Origin of the sequence: Herpetosiphon gulosus (assembly GCF_039545135.1) — a bacterium.
Classification (GTDB): Bacteria; Chloroflexota; Chloroflexia; order Chloroflexales; family Herpetosiphonaceae; genus Herpetosiphon; species Herpetosiphon gulosus.
In genome coordinates this window covers 85,728-101,993 of the sequence record NZ_BAABRU010000018.1, presented here as the reverse complement: position 1 = coordinate 101,993, position 16,266 = coordinate 85,728, and the positions used below count along the sequence as shown (strand labels likewise).

The 16,266-nt window shown below is 48.9% G+C and carries 18 protein-coding genes; 12 read left to right on the top strand and 6 right to left on the bottom strand.

Going from position 1 to position 16,266, the window contains the following annotated elements; translation table 11 throughout:
• The first annotated feature begins 108 nt into the window (after positions 1 to 108).
• Positions 109 to 300: an HNH endonuclease gene (locus tag ABEB26_RS21140; RefSeq protein WP_345724062.1), complete on the top strand. Its 192-nt coding sequence runs from the start codon at positions 109 to 111 to the stop codon at positions 298 to 300.
• A 343-nt stretch (positions 301 to 643) separates the two neighbouring features.
• Here ABEB26_RS21140 and ABEB26_RS21135 read toward each other — a convergent pair whose 3' ends face one another.
• Positions 644 to 2,092, bottom strand: a complete 1,449-nt coding sequence (locus ABEB26_RS21135) for a hypothetical protein (protein ID WP_345724059.1) — start codon at positions 2,090 to 2,092, stop codon at positions 644 to 646.
• A gap of 179 nt (positions 2,093 to 2,271) precedes the next feature.
• Between ABEB26_RS21135 and ABEB26_RS21130 the strand changes: the two genes are divergently transcribed.
• The 3 genes from ABEB26_RS21130 (at position 2,272) to ABEB26_RS21120 (ending at position 4,972) form a co-directional block, all read left to right on the top strand.
• Positions 2,272 to 3,528 carry a carboxypeptidase regulatory-like domain-containing protein gene (locus ABEB26_RS21130; protein ID WP_345724058.1) on the top strand — a complete coding sequence of 419 codons (1,257 nt, stop codon included), beginning with the start codon at positions 2,272 to 2,274 and terminating at the stop codon, positions 3,526 to 3,528.
• Positions 3,529 to 3,720: 192 nt separating this feature from the next.
• On the top strand, positions 3,721 to 4,515 hold the full coding sequence (locus ABEB26_RS21125) for a GNAT family N-acetyltransferase (protein WP_345724057.1): 795 nt from the start codon (positions 3,721 to 3,723) through the stop codon (positions 4,513 to 4,515).
• Positions 4,516 to 4,543: 28 nt separating this feature from the next.
• A complete protein-coding gene (locus tag ABEB26_RS21120) occupies positions 4,544 to 4,972 on the top strand; it encodes a methyltransferase family protein (protein ID WP_345724056.1) in 429 nt (142 codons plus the stop codon).
• Here the strand turns inward: ABEB26_RS21120 and ABEB26_RS21115 are convergent.
• On the bottom strand, positions 4,953 to 5,441 hold the full coding sequence (locus ABEB26_RS21115; RefSeq protein WP_345724055.1) for a hypothetical protein: 489 nt from the start codon (positions 5,439 to 5,441) through the stop codon (positions 4,953 to 4,955). The two genes, ABEB26_RS21120 and ABEB26_RS21115, sit on opposite strands and share 20 nt — an antisense overlap.
• A 26-nt stretch (positions 5,442 to 5,467) precedes the next feature.
• Here ABEB26_RS21115 and ABEB26_RS21110 point away from each other — a divergent pair, with 26 nt between their 5' ends.
• Positions 5,468 to 6,358 carry an MBL fold metallo-hydrolase gene (locus ABEB26_RS21110; RefSeq protein WP_345724054.1) on the top strand — a complete coding sequence of 297 codons (891 nt, stop codon included), beginning with the start codon at positions 5,468 to 5,470 and terminating at the stop codon, positions 6,356 to 6,358.
• A 43-nt stretch (positions 6,359 to 6,401) separates the two neighbouring features.
• Here the strand turns inward: ABEB26_RS21110 and ABEB26_RS21105 are convergent, their stop codons facing one another.
• Both ABEB26_RS21105 and ABEB26_RS21100 read right to left on the bottom strand, forming a co-directional pair.
• The gene (locus ABEB26_RS21105; protein ID WP_345724053.1) at positions 6,402 to 6,578 is read right to left on the bottom strand and encodes a hypothetical protein; all 177 of its coding nucleotides are present in this window, start codon (positions 6,576 to 6,578) and stop codon (positions 6,402 to 6,404) included.
• 62 nt (positions 6,579 to 6,640) lie between these two features.
• Positions 6,641 to 6,817 carry a hypothetical protein gene (locus tag ABEB26_RS21100; RefSeq protein WP_345724052.1) on the bottom strand — a complete coding sequence of 59 codons (177 nt, stop codon included), beginning with the start codon at positions 6,815 to 6,817 and terminating at the stop codon, positions 6,641 to 6,643.
• 207 nt (positions 6,818 to 7,024) lie between these two features.
• On the opposite strand from ABEB26_RS21100, the gene ABEB26_RS21095 reads away from it, so the two are divergent.
• From ABEB26_RS21095 to ABEB26_RS21080, 4 genes are all read left to right on the top strand, one after another.
• Positions 7,025 to 7,702, top strand: coding sequence for a GNAT family N-acetyltransferase (locus ABEB26_RS21095; RefSeq protein WP_345724051.1), 678 nt, complete (start codon positions 7,025 to 7,027; stop codon positions 7,700 to 7,702).
• A 50-nt stretch (positions 7,703 to 7,752) separates the two neighbouring features.
• Positions 7,753 to 9,012: a Glu/Leu/Phe/Val family dehydrogenase gene (locus tag ABEB26_RS21090; RefSeq protein WP_345724050.1), complete on the top strand. Its 1,260-nt coding sequence runs from the start codon at positions 7,753 to 7,755 to the stop codon at positions 9,010 to 9,012.
• 437 nt (positions 9,013 to 9,449) lie between these two features.
• Complete coding sequence (locus ABEB26_RS21085; RefSeq protein WP_345724049.1) at positions 9,450 to 9,974, top strand: O-acetyl-ADP-ribose deacetylase; 525 nt, start codon at positions 9,450 to 9,452, stop codon at positions 9,972 to 9,974.
• Between the two features lie 338 nt (positions 9,975 to 10,312).
• Complete coding sequence (locus ABEB26_RS21080; protein ID WP_345724048.1) at positions 10,313 to 10,723, top strand: ADP-ribosylation/crystallin J1; 411 nt, start codon at positions 10,313 to 10,315, stop codon at positions 10,721 to 10,723.
• A 57-nt stretch (positions 10,724 to 10,780) separates the two neighbouring features.
• Here ABEB26_RS21080 and ABEB26_RS21075 read toward each other — a convergent pair whose 3' ends face one another.
• The gene (locus ABEB26_RS21075) at positions 10,781 to 11,629 is read right to left on the bottom strand and encodes a CPBP family intramembrane glutamic endopeptidase (protein WP_345724046.1); all 849 of its coding nucleotides are present in this window, start codon (positions 11,627 to 11,629) and stop codon (positions 10,781 to 10,783) included.
• A gap of 175 nt (positions 11,630 to 11,804) precedes the next feature.
• Between ABEB26_RS21075 and ABEB26_RS21070 the strand changes: the two genes are divergently transcribed.
• Together ABEB26_RS21070 and ABEB26_RS21065 are read left to right on the top strand one after the other, a co-directional pair.
• Positions 11,805 to 12,500, top strand: coding sequence for an aspartate/glutamate racemase family protein (locus ABEB26_RS21070; protein WP_345724045.1), 696 nt, complete (start codon positions 11,805 to 11,807; stop codon positions 12,498 to 12,500).
• A gap of 88 nt (positions 12,501 to 12,588) precedes the next feature.
• The gene (locus ABEB26_RS21065) at positions 12,589 to 13,467 is read left to right on the top strand and encodes a tetratricopeptide repeat protein (RefSeq protein WP_345724044.1); all 879 of its coding nucleotides are present in this window, start codon (positions 12,589 to 12,591) and stop codon (positions 13,465 to 13,467) included.
• On the opposite strand, the gene ABEB26_RS21060 is transcribed toward ABEB26_RS21065, so the two are convergent.
• Positions 13,460 to 14,821, bottom strand: coding sequence for an anaerobic glycerol-3-phosphate dehydrogenase subunit C (locus ABEB26_RS21060; RefSeq protein WP_345724043.1), 1,362 nt, complete (start codon positions 14,819 to 14,821; stop codon positions 13,460 to 13,462). The two genes, ABEB26_RS21065 and ABEB26_RS21060, sit on opposite strands and share 8 nt — an antisense overlap.
• 143 nt (positions 14,822 to 14,964) lie before the next feature.
• On the opposite strand from ABEB26_RS21060, the gene ABEB26_RS21055 reads away from it, so the two are divergent.
• On the top strand, positions 14,965 to 16,209 hold the full coding sequence (locus ABEB26_RS21055; protein WP_345724041.1) for an ROK family transcriptional regulator: 1,245 nt from the start codon (positions 14,965 to 14,967) through the stop codon (positions 16,207 to 16,209).
• Positions 16,210 to 16,266 lie beyond the last annotated feature (57 nt).

The following is a 16,266-nucleotide window of genomic DNA, read 5'->3' as shown; positions in this document are numbered from 1 at the left end:
CGACCACGGCGGGTTCCGGCTGGCAAAAGTGGTTCAATTACGGCAAATTGGGCATCACTCAATTCATGGCGAGCCATACACACCTCCTAGCGGAGAGTCTACCATGGAATTATCAGACAGAGCCTAGCAAAAGGATTTATCCATGTCCATCATCTTAAACCGCTGGCTAGTATTGGCGAAAACTACGAAGTTGATCCAATTGATGATTTGCGCCCTGTATGCCCGAATTGCCATGCTGTGATTCATATGCGCAAAGAACCATATACAATTGATGAAGTTCGTAACATGCTTCAGCATTAATTATGTTGAATATTAGCCATAGCCCAATATCATTCGAATAGTAGAAATTTATGTCTCCTCAATAATTAATATCAGTGTTGATTGATCTATTACACGTCTATAATCCTCAAATTGAATTTAGGGGTGCAGGGGGATGAAAACACCCTGCGTTTCCCTCCAGCGGAGGGACGGAAGGGTGGAGAAACACAATAAAATCGAGCATCCATAAACCATTATTCAACGACAATCCTTACTCAACTAGCGTTTACAATAATTTCAATTGTTGCTCCCACAGCGGAGGGACGGAAGGGAGGAGAAACACGATAAAATCGAGCATACATAAACCCTCATTCCACCACAATCCTTACTCCACTATTGCTTGCAATAATTTCAATTGTTGCTCCCACAATTGAGCCGCGATCAAATCTGAGGCGCGGCGCTGCCACTTATAAAACGTATCTTCATCAATATCCGCCAACCAACTCAATACACTAGCATCAATTAATGGGTCGCTTAGGCCGCGTCGAAGCCAATCGATCGCAGTTTTGCGGTTGATTTCACGCACATAGGGCAGATACAGCACGTTATACCAACGCCATGCATCGCCGCTACCCAAAGCTTGACTGGCATCAGGCCGTAGTTGCTCGATTGCTTGCAACAGCAGTTCGCGGGCAATCGCACTGCGATTCAGCCGATTATCTTCTAGGGTTTTACTCTGCACGATATTGCTGACCAAAGCGCTACTGAGCAAGGGATTTTGGGCTAATTGAACTGGATTTTTCAAACCGCTGATCGCCCGCCGCACTGCATCGTTCCAAGCTTTATCGGGCTTCGCATCAATAATTACTGGGGCTGGAGTTGGCGTAGGAGTTGAAGCCAAGGCGATCGCAAATTCGCGCGATTGGCTACGAGCCTCTTGTTCAGCCCGCGAAAAGAACAAGCGATCAAGCCAGCGTCGCCCACGATCCAACCCAGTATGGCTGATGATCACACAAGCCAAAAGCAAGGCCAATTGGCTGGGCCGCAGCAGAGCTAAAATATTCACACTAATTAAATAGATCAAGGCGAGGATGCTAATTTCGCAAAAGCTATAAATCAAATCGCGCAGCACATTTTGGCCTTGCAACAATAAGCCAAATCGCACCAACCCAAAGCCCGTAATCAACAAGCCAGCAAAAATTGGTACATAGCCATAAAAGATTGGCCATGTGCTCATGCTAATGAGCCGTGCCAACAAACTGCTTGTGCCAATTAAGAATCCTAAGGCTCCCAACACCAAACTGGCCAAACTACGCCGCGCCATGCCTGTTTCGGCGATGCGCCAGCTTGCAACCAAATGCCAGATCGCTGCACTAACGCAGCCCATCACATACGCACTATAAATTGGGTAAGCTGGGCCTGTACCAATTATTTGACTACCACTGGCAAGCAACACTGGCTCAGCATAATTCAATAACCAATTACTGAAACTCCCCAGGCCAATTAGGATTAATCCAAGAATGCCGACCAACCAACGTTCAGGCTTAGTGATTTTAGCAATACTTGGTTGCAACGTTTGGTGGATCAGGCTACATACCATGAGCCAAGCCGTAATCGGTAGCACCGAACTCCACCAAAAACTACGCTCTAAACTGATCAGTTGCTCAAGATTCAGCCCTTCGCCGCCGAGCACGCCCGAACCAAAAAAGCCCATCAAGCCAAGTAGACTAGTAATGCTGGCCCAAAATAGCCACGAACGTTGGGGGGTGCGGGTGGCGATAAACAAGGCTAACCAGAGTGCTCCGCCAAACCCAAATAAATGTGCCTCGACCATCGACTTTTCTCCCTTGGCCTAGCTAGATTTCTTGCGCTGAATAGTGCTATTATGCGTTACTTTTAGCGCTTGCCAAGCCTCATGCAGCACTTAACAGCTTGGTTGTACAGTAATTGCCAGCATCCAAACTGGTTGAGCCAGCAAAATTAAGCCATACTCAATTGCAAAAGGAGCAAATTATGCAATGGTTCAAGCGTTCTTGGCGCAAAATTGGGGGAATTATGATTGGCCTTTTGGCAATTGGTTTGGTCTGGCTGCTGACCACGGATAATGTGACGATTTGGCCAATTCGTAATACGCTGCGTTATCAATTTGATCAATGGCGAGCCGACGGCCAAATGCCAAGCCAGCCAATCGCTAATCGCAGCATCGTTGGTTGTATTAAGAATGCACAGCAGCAACCAATCGTTGGGGCAATTGTGGCTGTTAGCGAGCGCAACGGCAGCTTACATCGAGCCAGCAGCGATCGTCAAGGCTGTTATAAGCTTGGCAATTTGCCAGCTAACGAATATCGCTTACTGGTTACTGCGCCGAGCTATCGCGATTATTTGCTCGATGTTGATTTGCAGCAGGCCCAAACTGAGCAACATGTACAGCTCTTGCCTGCAATTGCCCCAAGTTATGATCCAGTCGAAAAACTCGTGCTTGGCCCAACCAGCGTGGTTAGCCGAACTACGCCCTACCCAACCCAAGCCTTGCGCCAACAGGTGCAAGTTTGGAACAATAACGGCGAGCAACAATTAACCTTGCTTTATCGACCAATTACCGCAACTCAGCCTTTGCCCTTGATGTTGGCAGTCTACCCTGGCCCTGCCGACGAATGGGAGAGCGTTAGCATTCCCTTGGCCAAGCGCGGCTATAGTGTGTTGGCAGTTGGCCCAGCCTATAGCCTCGACCTCGAAACTGATATTGCCGATCTCAAGCGCTTGTTGGCATTGGCTCGGGGTGGCTCGTTCGTTGGAGTCGATGGCAGCCAGATTGCGATTATGGCAGGCAGTTATAGCAGCCTCCACGTTTTGCGCCTGTTGCAAGATGATGTTGGTTTTACTGGTGTGGTTTTGTTGGGGCCAATTAGCGATTTGTTTGCTATGCGCGAGAGCTTTGTAGCCGGAACATTTATGCCGCCGTTTGGGCTTGATCAAGCCCTGATTGCCTTGGGGTATCCCGATCAGGAGATTCAACGCTATGCCACCTATTCGGCCCAATTACACCCTCGCGCCGATTTGCCGCCAATTTTGTTGATGCACAGTCGTAATGACGAAGTTGTGCCCGCCAGCCAATCGGAGTTTTTGGCTGAACAATGGCGGGGTTTAGGCGTTGAAGTCGAGAGCTACTTTTTCGATGGCATGTCGCATTATCTGCGGGCGGTCGAACCTTCACTAGAGCTTGATGAGTTGTATAAAATCACCTTAGATTTTTTGGCACGGGTTAATTAGGTTACCTGCCAATCAGGAGAGCGTTTTAGCAACGGCTCCTGGGCCTGCGCCAGCCCTGACACCAAGTGTAACCATTGTGTTGACCAGGGATGAAAACCCTCTACGTTTCTCTCCAGCGGAGGGACGGAAGGGTGGCGAACCATGAGTATCATTCGAAAGTATAAATCCTATTGATTTAGTAAGGTGGTTGAAATGCGTTTAATTTCCTTGCATGACCAAGAGCGAATTGCAGCGTGGCTCAGCCGCAATGCTGATCTCAATATTTACCAAATTGGCGATTTAGATCGCTTTTTCTGGCCATCAACGGTTTGGTATGGGCTGGAGCAAGCCGGTGAATTATTACACATTGCTTTAATCTATCTCGGGCATAGCACCCCAATTTGGCTGATGTTTGATGACCAGCAGCACCACTATTCGGCTCAATTATCTGATGCCTTACGCCCATTGCTGCCAGCCAAAATCTATTGCCATTTTTCACCTGGAATTGCCGAGGGCTTGGCTGATCGCTACCAGATTGAGGATCATGGCCTGCATCAAAAAATGATCTTGCAGGATTTCAGCAAGCTTGATCAGGTGGTGATCGATAAACCTGTGCGGCAATTGCACCCAGACGATTTACCAGCGATCAAGCAACTATATGCCGAGGCCTACCCCGATAACGCCTTCGACCCGCGCATGCTCGAAACAGGTTGTTACTATGGGATTTGGCGTGATGACCAATTAATAAGCATTGCAGGCATTCATGTCTATTCGCCAAACTATCGCGTGGCAGCCTTAGGCAATATTACGACCCATCCAGCCTATCGAGGCCAAGGCTTAGCCAAGCAAGTAACTACTAAGCTGTGCCAAAGCTTGCGCCACGAGATTAATCACATTGGATTGAATGTGCATAGTGCCAATCAAGCAGCAATCAATACCTATCAAGCCTTGGGGTTTGGCTGGGTTGCCGATTATAGCGAGGTCTTGTTGCAGCAACGAACGGCCTAAGCAAACTAATCATTTAAAAGGAGCATGTATGCGTTCGAAAATCTATGTTGCCTTGCAATTTATCTGTTTAAGTTTGTTGGCGGTCAGTACGCCATTGCAGAAGGTTTCAACACTTTGGTTGGTGGTGTTTGGATTGGGTGTTGGCTTGGGAATTTGGGCGCTGATCAGCATACGCCTCAACAATCTCTCGATTATGCCCGAACTGCTGAGCAACGCCCAATTAACCGTCCATGGTCCCTATCGCTGGATTCGTCACCCAATGTACACTGCATTGGCGGTTTGTAGCCTAGCGTGGGTGATGGTTGAACCACAACTTTGGCGCTGGACGATATTGGCAATTTTATTAATCGATTTGTGGCTCAAAGCTCGTTACGAAGAGCAATTGCTCAATCAACGCTTTGCAAGTTATGCCGCTTATCAACAACGGAGCAAACGCTTCATTCCGTGGTTGGTGTAGCTAGCACGATCACTTCTGGGTGCTGTGGGTGTTGTTTCAGGCTCAGGTATTGGCCTTTACGCGGAATTTTGGCATTGCCAAAATAGCTATAAATCGTAGCTTGCATGCTTGGCTGATTGGGCTGGTTAATCTCAAGATTAATCCGATATTCCTGTGCAACAATCCCCGTCGAAAAGCCGCGTGAACGTTTGTGTTTCCAGCCGGTTGGGGCGCAATCCACGATGCGACCTTGCACCAGTTGACCTATTTTCTCGGCTTCGCGATAACGCGGTGGCTTGAGTGCCCAACGTGTCGCCAAGTAAATCCCTAGCCCAAAGCCCAAAACACCGAGCACTGTCACCACAACCAGCAAGGTTGGGTACTTGCGCGGATCAATCAAGAAAATCGAACCAATATTGAAGATCAGATATAAAACAATCGAACCAAGAATAACTCCGGTCAAGCGTCCAGAAGTTTGCGAAGAACCCATCGTAGCCTCCTTATGTTGGAGAAGGAATGTCAATGCATGCCCTTGATCAACTCCACCCTTTGACCGAACGAATCTTTTGGCTCCCTGCTGATAGTCGCACCGATCGCCCGATGTTGGGCCTGGTAGTTGGTAATCGCGAATGCTTATTAATTGATGCTGGTAATTCGCCAGCCCATGTTGGCTTGTTGCGTAATGCGATTCAGGCCCAGGCCATGGCTCAGCCAACCTGCCTTGCCATAACCCATTGGCATTGGGATCATGTGTTTGGTGCGGCGACTCTCAACCTGCCAAGCTATGCCTCGCAAGAAACCAACCGCATTTTGCAGGTGCTAGCGACGCTCGACTGGGGTGATGCAGCTTTAGATCAGCGAGTGGCTGATGGTTTAGAAATTGCCTTTTGCCGCGATATGATCAAGGCTGAGTTGGCTGATCGCAGTCAGTTGCAGATTGTGACCGCAACCACGACCATCGAACAGCAATTAACGCTTGATTTAGGCAATTGTGCCGCTGAATTAATTGTTGTTGGCGGCGATCACGCTCACGATTCGATGATTGTTTATCTGCCAAGCCAAGCGGTGGTCTTTTTAGGCGATTGTATCTACGACGACTTGTATCATGGATCAAGACGCTTAACCACCAGCCAACTTTTCCCTTTGTTGGAGCGATTGTTGGCCTTGCCTGCTGATTATTATTGTGCTAGCCACCATGAGCAGCCATTAACCCGATCTGAATTTGAGGCCGAAGCGCAGTTGTTGCGCCATATTGGCACAATCGTCAGCCAACTTGGCCCTGATCCTGAGGCTATTCTGACCCAAATCAGCCAACAACTGGCCACGCCGTTAACTGAAGATCATCATGAAATTATGCAAGCATTTTTGGCAGGCTTGGCGCTACCTGAGGTTAAATCAATCTATTAAAATGCAGAACGTGCTGCAATTACTCCAGCACGTTCAACCTAGCTCACCCTTGCTCAGATTTGATCTCATGCAGATCTTCAAGCGAATAGTCTAACTGATCGATATGTGGTGGTTCCTTGGCCTTTTGAATCAGCACGCTTACCCGTTGCCATAATTTTGAAATGACTTTTGCCAGCCCAATTAAGCCAAACATACCGAAAATAGCGATGATAATGGGCATTGCTCACACTCCATCATTAAAATAAACAGCGTACTGAACAATCCCAGTACGCTGTTGATTAATTATTGATCTTCGGCCTTGACCTCACGACCTTGATCCATCGAATAATTGCCATGATCGATATGTGGTGGCTCGCCAGCTTTTTGCACAATCACGCCGAGCTTGAGCAACAGCATAATCAAACCGCTAATGCTGAGTAAGCCCAAAATCACGAAACAACCAATCCAAAACAGTGACATACACAATCCTCCTAAAGTATTCCGGTCAATAAATATACTAGGCTGTGAAGCTCACCCGCGCCTACCTCGTGCACCCGACTAATAGTGCTTGACGGGCGATCCGAGCGGGTGTAGAATGCGCCTAGCTAACGTGCCGGATCAGCGTTGATTGTGGTACGCTCCAATCATCCGTGCAGGTTGCACGGTTTTTTTGTTTGGAAAATATCAATGATTGTACCATCACCGCAAATCCGTGCAACGGTGCCTTTTCAGTTGGGTGACTTGGCTTTGATGATTCGGCCAGCCATAATGGATGATCTCGCGCCAATGTTGCAATTGCAGGCGCTGGCCTTTGCCGATAAATTTAGCTCGGCCTTTGGCAAACGCGGCATTCAACGTGGTGTGGCAGCCTTACATCAATCGCATCAGATGCAAGGGCCAAGTAGCCTACAAGGAATGTACGTCATGTTAGCTGGCAGCGAACTTGTAGGCACGATTACGCTGCGCACCATCGAGATGCGCCCAGACGATGTTGGCTTGGTTGAGCAAGCATTTTTGCGCGAACTTGGCGCTTGGGGCGCGTTTCGCGCAGTTCATGCGCTTTCCCAAATCGACCATCGGATTGGGCGGGATGAAGGTTTTATTAGCGATGTGGCGGTTGCCGAGCAGTATCGTCGTCGAGGCATTGCCCAAGCAATGATGCGGCATAGCATGACGCTAGCCCGTGAGCTTGGCAAAAAACGCCTAGGGCTGTATGTGAGTGCCTCCAACCACAGTGCTCGGGCTTTATATCGTAATTTGGGCTTTAGCGAGGGCCAGGTGCGCCGCTCATGGTGGAACGCCCTGTTTCTCGGTGAACGCCGTTGGATTTATATGTCGTATAATCTTAGAGAGACTTCTGCATAACCAAGAGGCCTCTTTTGATCAAAGGCGATCAATTAGAAAGGAACAAGTCAATGGCTGACTCTCATCGCAACGCATTCGAGAATGCTCAGCGTCAATTCGATCTCGCTGCTGAAAAGCTGAATCTCGACCACAGCTTGCGTCGAGTTCTGCGCGTCCCTCAACGCGAATTAAGCGTCAATTTCCCAGTCAAAATGGACAATGGTGAGATTCAAGTGTTTAGCGGTTATCGTGTCCAACACAATGTCTCGCGTGGTCCAGCCAAAGGCGGGATTCGCTATCACCATGCAGTCGATATCGATGAAGTTCGTGCTCTCGCGATGTGGATGACCTGGAAATGTGCGCTGGTTAATATTCCATATGGTGGCGCAAAAGGTGGGGTCATTGTAGACCCAACGAAACTATCGCAAAGTGAATTAGAGCGATTAACCCGGCGTTTTGCAACTGAAATTAGCATTTTGGTTGGCGCTGAAAAAGATATTCCTGCTCCTGATGTTGGTACCAACGGCCAAGTAATGGCTTGGTTTATGGATACAATCTCGATGCACCGTGGCTACACTGTGCCAGCTGTGATCACTGGTAAGCCGGTTGAAGTTGGTGGCTCGCTTGGGCGGGTCGAAGCAACTGGGCGCGGAGTTAGCATTGTGGCCCGCGAAGCCGCCAAGCATCTTGGTCTGCGCATCGAAGGCGCAACTGTGGTGATTCAAGGCTTTGGTAACGTGGGTAGCGTTACCGCCGATATGATGCAGCGCATGGGCAGCAAAGTGATTGCGGTTAGCGATGTTTCTGGTGGTTACTACAACCGCCGTGGCCTGAACATTCCCGAAATGATTGCCTATACCAAGCAACATCGTTCGCTGGAAGGCTATCAAGCCGAAGGCATCGAGCGGGTTAGCAATAGCGAGTTGCTCGAAATTGAGTGCGATATTTTGGCTCCATGTGCCTTGGAAAACCAAATTACCGAGGAAAACGCAGGCCGGATTCGCTGTAAATTGCTGGTCGAAGGTGCGAACGGCCCAACTACTCCTGAAGCTGATGATATCTTGTTTGAAAAAGGCATCTTTGTTGTGCCCGATATCTTGGCCAATGCTGGTGGTGTGACCGTTTCGTACTTTGAATGGGTTCAAGGCTTGCAAGAATTCTTCTGGACTGAAGAAGAAATCAACAACAAGCTTGAGCGGATTATGCAACACAGCTTTGAATCGGTGCTAGCCCAAACCCTCAAGCACAAAGTTTCAATGCGTATGGGTGGCTATATGGTCGCGGTGGCACGGGTCGCTGAAGCAACCCAAATCCGTGGGATTTATCCATAAGCAAGGCTTGACAGTCCCTCGTCCATGCACATGGGCGAGGGGCTTTTTAGTTAAGGATGAAGGATGAATTATGAGGGAGGAAATCAAAAATCAAAAGTAAGAAATAGGGCTATTGGCTATTTGTAATGATTTATGAGGTTAACAACCGTTAATGCCCCCTCACCCCCAACCCCTTTCCCACTGCGGCGGGCGAGGGGAGTAAAACTCCTGGAGCGGTGCCCCCTCGCCTCGCGTGCGGGCGAGGGGGCGAGGGGGTGAGGGCATGTTATGCGTTGTCAACCCAATGAACCATGACAGCTATTGGCTGGGGTTCAAGAACATAATCCTAGTAATCTGTGATAATCTGTGGCTAAAAATAATTATTCGTGGAATTCGTGGCTAAAAACTTAACCTTCGTGCAATTCGTGAATCAAGATTAAATTGAGAGGAGATTTTCTGTGAATCAACGAATCGAGATTCTCCAAGGCGATATTACCAAATTTGCCGGAGCAGCGATTGTTAATGCTGCTAATAGCTATTTGCTCGGTGGTGGCGGAGTTGATGGCGCAATTCATCGAGCAGCCGGCCCAAAACTTGGGCTGGAATGCCTCATGCTGGGTGGTTGCAAAACTGGCCAAGCTAAAATCACCAAAGGCTATCGTTTGCCAGTACGCTCAATCATCCATACAGTTGGGCCAGTTTGGCGGGGCGGCAATCAACGAGAAGCCGAATTGCTAACCAACTGCTATCAACATAGCCTCGAACTTGCTGCCAAACATCAACTTGAAGCGCTGGCCTTTCCAGCAATTAGCTGTGGAATTTATGGCTATCCAGTCGAATTAGCTGCCCCGATTGCAATCCAAACGATTGATAGCTTTCTTGCAACCAATTCAATCCCCGAAAAAGTCAGCTTGATCTGTTTTGAAACAACAGTTTATCAAGCCTATTGTGCCGCGTGGGCAATCTATCAAACCAATCTCTAACCCATGCATCCAATTTATTCAACCTAGATGTATATAGCTATATAAGGCTTGATCCACTATCAAGACCAAGCACATGCCAACTATCCCATTGAGTCAGTTGTCGGCGGGTGATTCAATTGTGGTATGGTTCATGCTTTGGATTCCTGACATGCAGTTGATAGTGGATTAAGCCAAATTAGGCCAAAAATCCCTTGATTAATCACCAAATTTCATGCAAAATTAAAATCTGATTTGTATCTAAATAGATGTGGAATAATTTGAGTGTGATGTGACCTTTAGACGATACGTTATAGCTTCTTACAATCACACCTTGGTGGCACAAGGGAAAGGACAAGCAGATGATCCTATATCGACCTGTTGGGTTAGAAGAACTAACATTAATTGCGCAAGCGGGCTATCGTTCATTCCCAGCACAATTGGCCGAGCCACCAATTGCTTATCCCATCCTCAACCTTGAGTATGCCAGCCATGTTGCTGAATCAGTCAAAACCAAGGATGCCCAGGCTGGTTACGCTGGGTTTGTGGCTGAATTTGAAATTAGCGAACAATATGCCCGCCAATTTACGGTTAAATCGGTCGGCATTCGTCGCCGTCATCGTGAACTTTTAGTGCCAATCGAAGAATTTCACAATTTCAACACGCGCATTCTTGGCCATATCAAGGTGATTGCCTCGTTCTATGGCAAGCAATTTCGTGGGATGGTTAACCCTGTAACTGCCCTACCCACCTTCATCTCACCTGTTTTGTAACTAAACAGAGGCTCCTGTTCAGTTGAGCAGGAGCCTTTTTTGTAGGATATCCAAGGGTTATTGTTGATATTTTGTTCGCCGCCAAACCAACCACGCTAATAATCCCACGACGAGTGCCAAACCAACTCCAAATTCATCAATCACATAGGGCGTGATGGCATTTTTGCTGGTCAGCGGATTAAAAACAGTTTGAATGAAGATATTATGGCTAGCATGTAACAGCACTGCTGGCCAAACACTGGCTGATTTTAGGCGCAACCACGCCATGACAAAGCTCAGGCCAATCACTAAAATTGTGAAACAGCACAAGCCAAACCACAATGGTGCACCAGCATTGTTATACTCAACGAGCAAAATTGCAGGATAATGCCAGATCGCCCAAATAACCCCGCTGATTGCAGCAGTTGCTACCAACGAATAGCGTTTGCTCAACTCGGGCACTAAAAATCCACGCCAGCCCAATTCTTCGCCAAATGCCAATACTGCCGATCGAACGATGCCAACTGTTGCGACCTCGCCAAGATAGACCCAAAATCCACTAATGGCCAATGGTGTGGCGAGGCCAACCTGGCTTGCCAAGGCTTGTAATGAAAAATCACCGATGCCACTCAGCCAAACTACGCTATACACCACTAGACCATAGCCCAAAGGTAAACTATAGCTGATCAATAAATCCTTGGGTGCTGAGATTTTCCAGCCTAAACCTGCTAAGCGCCGCTCGAAAACTAATTGGGTGATGATTGCGGCTAGCGCTGGACTGAAGATCAAACCTAATCCAAACGCCTCTTGGGGATTTGAGCCAACCAAAAAATAATAACAAATGCTGGTTAAAACTGTGGTTAGCAGCAAAAATATGGCGATTTTCGCACCCAGGTTGTTTGATGATGCAGCTTGAGACTGGTTCAAGGTAATGCTCCTATGCTCAAAAACGAACAAGCTGAGCATACTTTCCACTTGTCACAAGCCAATCGCAGCGCTGTCGCAGAATTGTCGTAAGCAAAAGCGCGTATTATAGGCGGCGTAGCATATGGCCAACCAACCATTGCTCCATTTTGATGTTTGCTGTACCAAGGAGCTTTGCATGAAAACGATTGGCCTCATTGGCGGGATGAGTTGGGAATCGAGCGTCAGTTATTATCAGGTGCTCAACCAAGCGGTAAAACAGCGTTTTGGCGGTTTGCATTCAGCCAAATGTGTGCTCTACTCGGTCGATTTTGCCGAAATTGCTGCGTTGCAAAAGGCTGATCAATGGGAAACTGCTGGGGAAATTTTGGCCCAAACTGCCCGCAATTTGGTGGCGGCTGGTGCTGAATGTATTGTGCTTTGCACTAACACCATGCATTTAGTGGCAACCGCAATTGAGCAAGCGGTCGAAGTGCCATTCATTCATATCGTCGATCCAACGGCGGCAGCGATTCAGCAGCAACAATTAACCACAATTGGTTTGCTTGGCACACGCTTCACCATGGAGCACGATTTTTATGCTGGGCGTTTGCGCCAACGCTACGGCTTGGCAGTCGTCACCCCTGAGCCAGAACAGCGTGACGAAATTCATCGGATCATTTTCGATGAATTGTGCCTTGGCAAAATCGAAGCTAGCTCCAAAGCCTATTATTTGGCGGTGATTAACGATCTGGTGGCAGGCGGAGCACAGGGCATTATTTTGGGCTGCACCGAAATTGGCTTGTTGATTAACCAAGCTGATTGCGATGTGCCACTGTTCGATACCACCTTGTTGCATGGTCAGGCAGCAGTGGCTTGGAGTTTAGCAAAATAGCACAAATTTTCAAGGTTGTGACACTCGTTGTCACAACCTTGGGCGATACTTAACCCTGATACGAGTATATATAACAAGGGGTTGAGCTATGGCAACAATCATGACGGCGCAACGGCAGGAACGACGACAGCTAACCACTGGAATACGGGTTGGTCGAGCGGTGATGCTAATGCCAGAACTTGTGGTGTTTCCAGCGCTCTGTGGCTTGTACTTTTTAACCAATCAAGCAGTTGGCGTGGCTTTGCTCGGCGAGTTGTTGATTGGCTTATTTGTTGCTCGGATTGCCTTAGTTTGGTACGCTGGACGCGCTTGGGCACGCGGTTCGTATGCCCAAGCTGAACGCCTCGTTTTATGGTCGCTGCGGATTTACCCCGATTCGGCTGATGCTTGGTTGGCAATGGGTTCGATTCAATTAGCTCAAGGTGAAACCGAAGCTGCGATCAAAGCGATCGAACGGGCCGACCAACTCTATCCATTTCACGCCCCAATTTACTTAGAAATGAGCCGCGCTTTGGCTGCTCACGGCGATTGGAACGAAGCTCGCCATTATGCCAGCATGGCCTTGGTGTTGGATGAGCAATTGGCTTTGAGCTATAGCCACAATGCCTTGTTGAGTTTGCATTTCGATGAAGCCAGCCAAACGACCAAGCAATGGATCGAAGCAGGCTTGGCCTTAGCGCCTCATGTTGCTGCCAAAGCCAGCCTGTATGTTGCCCGCGCTGAATTGGCCTTTTTGGCTAACGACGAGCGCCAAGTCCAATTGGCCTTAGATCAAGCTGAACTTTTATTGAATGGCTGCCCAATTCCCCAACAAGCTGAATTGCTCTATCGAATTGGCCAATTGCAACGTAGCTTTGGTCAGGTTGATGCCGCCCGCTCAAGCTTTGAACGAATCGAATACTCCGACCGCGAAGGTGGCTATGTTCATGCGGCATGGCGAGCCAAAGTTGAAACCAGCGTCAGCTAAGTTGGCGCTGCTGATCAAACCGTCGATAGGCCTCGGCTAAAAGCTCCACGGGATGACGGGTTGCCAAGCCCGTCCCGTGGCTAATTTGCCAGCGACAGGTTTCGCTATCACACAGCACCGTATCAGCAGGATGTTGGTTGGCCCACTCAAATAATGGTTTACCCACATCCATCGCGATTGGGTATTTTTCGGTTTTTAGGCCATAGGTGCCAGCAATCCCACAACAGGCTGCTTGGCTTCGCTCAATCTGCAAGCCTGGAATATGCGCCAAAATATCGCGGGCTGGCAATCCGATGCGATGGGCTTTTAATTGACAGGGCGGATGATAGGGCAAGGTTTCTTCGATTGCGCCCAGGTTGCGATCAAATTTGCCTGCCTCGTCAAGCAAACGCAAATATTCAAAAATATCGTAGGTTTGTTCGGCCACCAATTGAACCTCGGGATCATGCCAGCCCAACAATTCGGGGGCTTCATCTTTGAGGGTTAAGGTACAACTGGTCGAAGTGCCTACCACCACATAGCCTTGGCGAATCCATGGCAATAAGGCATGTACATTGGCGGTATGATAACGGCGGGCTGCATTAAATTCACCATTGGAAAGCATCGGCAACCCACAACAACCTTGATTAGCCAACACCACCTCGCAACCATTGCGGGTCAGCACTTCTAGGGCAGCCTTGCCAACGTGCGGCTCATAATAATTGGTTGAGCAACCATGAAAATAAACGACTTTGCGCGAAATTGTCGAAGTTGCTGGTTTTTGCGTTTGAGTTTGCACCAAACGACGTTGCTCAAGTGGCACAAGCGCGGTGCGGCTGAGCCACGAACGCAGGCCATACGTCCAGCGCAAAGGCGTGGCAGCGCGGGGCAGATGTTTGCGTGCCCAGCCGCGCAAGGTATAGCCAGCCCACTGGGGTAGCGGCGCACGCCGATCAATCTTAAATAATTTTTCAATCAACCAACGAATTGGCCGATTGCTCATTGTCCAATTGGCCAGCGGGGCGAAGGGCGTGCCCAGCATGCCCAACAACTCCGAGCGCCCAAGCATGCGATTGCGCAAGGGCAAGCCATGTTCGCGCACCATCTGCGCCCGGGCACGGGCATTGAGTTCAGCGATCGGCACGCCAGTTGGGCAAACCTCGTTGCACACCCGACAGCCCGAGCAATAATCCACCGAATGATCGGGCGAATGCTCAGCTTGGTCATGGCGAAAACGCCCAGCTTGCGGACCAACATATTTTGGGCCAGGAAACTGATCGGTGACCGCTGCTACCGGACATGCGGTCGTACAAATATTACATTTAATACAAAAATCGAGCGATTGCTCCAGCCTGATTGATAATCGATCATCCATAGCGACAAGCCTCAATTACGATTTAAAGCTTTAGAATGGCCTAAATCGCATTCTATCATAAAACAGTCATGTTTGTTTGTTGTCTTGACAAAGTACCAAATAGTTGCTAAAATCGGAGCCACTTACCAAGTAGGAGCTTGCAAATGAATCGTCCTTCGGCATTGACAGCTGATCTGAGTTTGATGCGAGAACTCAACCGCGCCCTGGTACTCCAGTTAATTCGGCGTGAAGGACGGATTTCGCGGGCAGATATCGCCAAGCACACCAAGTTAAGTCGTTCGACCGTTTCAAGCATCATTAACGATCTGATTGACGCAAGCCTTGTTACGGAAACGGGTATTGGTACCTCAAAAGGTGGCCGACGGCCAATTATCCTCGAATTCAATTATCAAGCTAATTATATTATTGGGCTTGATGTTTCGCGCAACGCTGTTAGTGCCGTTATTACCGATTTGAACGCCCGAATCTGTTCACGTCGTCAAATTTCCTTCAATGTTAACGATGGCCCCACGGTTGGAATGCCGCTGATCAAACAATTGATTAGCACGATGCTGACCGAATCGCCGGTTGGTCGTGGCCGCATTAGCGCGATTGGGGTTGGTGTGCCTGGCCCATTGGATTTCCGTAATGGCCGCACAATTGCCCCGCCAGTCATGCCTGGCTGGGATAATGTGCCAATTCGCGAAGAGTTAAGCCAAACCTTCCGCTTGCCCGTATCAATTGATAACGATGCCAACTTAGCCGCAATGGCCGAGTATCGTTGGGGAGCAGGCCAAGGCGCACAAAACATGGTCTACTTATATATGAGTAGCGCCGGGATTGGCGCTGGCTTGATTATTGATAGTCATTTGTTCCGTGGCTCAATCGGCAGCGCTGGCGAGGTTGGTCACACCACCCTCAGCGTCGAAAACGACGAGTCATTTGGGCCAATCAACGCTGGCTCACTCGAAGCCTTGGCCTCACAAATCACAGTTTTACGGCTAGCCCGTGAGCAAAAGCTGATTAGTGCTGATGATGATGTGCATGCCTTGGTGCGTAAAGCCGAGAGCAGCCCCGAGATTCAAGCTATTTTGCGGCGAACTGCCCACTATCTTGGTGTGGCAATTGCCAGTATCATTAATATATTCAATCCTGATCGGGTTGTGATTGGCGGGGTTATTCCGGAAACCTCACCATTATTAATCGAGACTATTCGTGCAACGGTGGCGCGACGCGCTTTATCGATTGCAGTGAATAATACCTCGATTGTGCCCGGCGCACTAGGCCGCAATGTCGCCGCCTTGGGAGCCGCAGCCCTTGCTACCGAGCGCTTATTTGCGCCGCCAGCCCTGGAACGCCCTGCAACTTTAGGGGTGCACTCCAACGAGGTTGGTTCGTTGGCAAGCTAACACTTGTCCTTGATGGAGCGTGGCCTAGCGTCACGTGCTTATATTCACCTGTTCGCC

Coding starts and splice junctions, on each gene's coding strand:
- ABEB26_RS21130 (WP_345724058.1), top strand. CDS start 2,272: ATGCAATGGTTCAAGCGTTCTTGGCGCAAAATTGGGGGAATTATGATT.
- ABEB26_RS21135 (WP_345724059.1), bottom strand. CDS start 2,092: ATGGTCGAGGCACATTTATTTGGGTTTGGCGGAGCACTCTGGTTAGCC.
- ABEB26_RS21070 (WP_345724045.1), top strand. CDS start 11,805: ATGAAAACGATTGGCCTCATTGGCGGGATGAGTTGGGAATCGAGCGTC.
- ABEB26_RS21105 (WP_345724053.1), bottom strand. CDS start 6,578: ATGCCCATTATCATCGCTATTTTCGGTATGTTTGGCTTAATTGGGCTG.
- ABEB26_RS21095 (WP_345724051.1), top strand. CDS start 7,025: ATGATTGTACCATCACCGCAAATCCGTGCAACGGTGCCTTTTCAGTTG.
- ABEB26_RS21055 (WP_345724041.1), top strand. CDS start 14,965: ATGAATCGTCCTTCGGCATTGACAGCTGATCTGAGTTTGATGCGAGAA.
- ABEB26_RS21125 (WP_345724057.1), top strand. CDS start 3,721: ATGCGTTTAATTTCCTTGCATGACCAAGAGCGAATTGCAGCGTGGCTC.
- ABEB26_RS21115 (WP_345724055.1), bottom strand. CDS start 5,441: ATGGGTTCTTCGCAAACTTCTGGACGCTTGACCGGAGTTATTCTTGGT.
- ABEB26_RS21120 (WP_345724056.1), top strand. CDS start 4,544: ATGCGTTCGAAAATCTATGTTGCCTTGCAATTTATCTGTTTAAGTTTG.
- ABEB26_RS21090 (WP_345724050.1), top strand. CDS start 7,753: ATGGCTGACTCTCATCGCAACGCATTCGAGAATGCTCAGCGTCAATTC.
- ABEB26_RS21065 (WP_345724044.1), top strand. CDS start 12,589: ATGGCAACAATCATGACGGCGCAACGGCAGGAACGACGACAGCTAACC.
- ABEB26_RS21110 (WP_345724054.1), top strand. CDS start 5,468: ATGTCAATGCATGCCCTTGATCAACTCCACCCTTTGACCGAACGAATC.
- ABEB26_RS21080 (WP_345724048.1), top strand. CDS start 10,313: ATGATCCTATATCGACCTGTTGGGTTAGAAGAACTAACATTAATTGCG.
- ABEB26_RS21060 (WP_345724043.1), bottom strand. CDS start 14,821: ATGGATGATCGATTATCAATCAGGCTGGAGCAATCGCTCGATTTTTGT.
- ABEB26_RS21100 (WP_345724052.1), bottom strand. CDS start 6,817: ATGTCACTGTTTTGGATTGGTTGTTTCGTGATTTTGGGCTTACTCAGC.